The organism is Deltaproteobacteria bacterium HGW-Deltaproteobacteria-6 (assembly GCA_002840435.1).
Classification (GTDB): domain Bacteria; phylum Desulfobacterota; class Syntrophia; order Syntrophales; family Smithellaceae; genus UBA8904.
Genome location: PHAT01000048.1, coordinates 1 through 1155, shown reverse-complemented (window position 1 = coordinate 1155; position 1155 = coordinate 1). Strand labels below are relative to the sequence as shown.

The 1155-nt window shown below is 48.8% G+C and carries 2 protein-coding genes; both read right to left on the bottom strand.

The window, feature by feature from the left end; all coding sequences use genetic code 11:
• Positions 1 to 474: acetyl-CoA C-acyltransferase (locus tag CVU71_18735; GenBank protein PKN16469.1), on the bottom strand; the 474-nt coding region annotated here is incomplete at its 3' end.
• A gap of 263 nt (positions 475 to 737) precedes the next feature.
• Positions 738 to 1155: hypothetical protein (locus tag CVU71_18730; protein ID PKN16468.1), on the bottom strand; the 418-nt coding region annotated here is incomplete at its 5' end.

Sequence of the window (1155 nt, the reverse complement as noted above, 5' to 3'; positions counted from 1 at the left end):
GATCGGTACATCGCTCATGTTTTCCATGCCGCCGGCAATGACAACTTCATTGTCACCTGCCTTAATGCTGGCCGCGGCAAGCGCGATGGCTTTCATGCCGGAGGCGCAGACTTTATTAATGGTGAATGCGGTCGTTTCCTTGGGCAAACCCGCGCGAATCATGGCCTGACGCCCGACATTCTGACCCTGCCCCGCTCCGATGACATTGCCGATGATGACTTCATCCACGGCGATTTCTTTGAGATTGTCGGCCCATTTGGAATATTGCTGTTCAATCGGGGAGAGTCCCTCATTCTTCGCCGTGTCCGGCGCGTCATTTTTTGCATTGGCCGGCAATGCCGGTTTGAGCCCTGCTTTGACTAGCGTTTCGCGAATCACAAGAGCACCCAGATCCTTCGCGGGGACATCTTTCAAAGAGCCGCCAAAGGCTCCGACCGCGGTGCGCACACCGTTGACAATGACTGCGTTTGACATAATATTGCTACCTCCTTGTTCTCGATAGTGTGACATCATTTCAATGACATTTTTATAATTCAAAAGCCTGCGGCGATTGACTAATCTTGTTTAAAAAATCGCGGGGAGTATTTCACAATTGAGACGTTATGGCAAGAATGTTTTACCCCTTTGTGTTTTCAAAAAACATGCGCCTGGCACATGGCCTGCATGCTGTCGTCCCTGAATCATGCATGATATTTTTCGGTTGACGGAAACATCACCTGTTGATCATGGACGGCCCGTTAAGCGGGTCTTTCGGCCTGAGGCGCAGCAAGATTGAAGTGCAGAAAAATCGCATCGGAATCGTAAGTGCGGGTGATTTCGACCTTTGATTTCTCAAAAACTCTCAGCATGGCTTCATTCCGCGGGAGGACATAGGCGATAAATTCCCTAATCCCCCGGTCCCTGGCAATTTTGACCAGATAGTTCATCATAAATGTGGCAACGCCTTTTCCCTGAAATTCCTCATCAACAATAAAAGCGATTTCATGGGCGCCTTCCCGTTTTCCGTATGCATACCGGGCCTCCGCGATAATTCTTTCGTTACGGCCCTTTTCCACGATGGCGACAATTGACAATGTTTCATGATAATCAATATTGACGTATTTCTGCATTTCCTTGTGGGGCATGACGGGTTTATTGGCAAAATACCGGAAATAT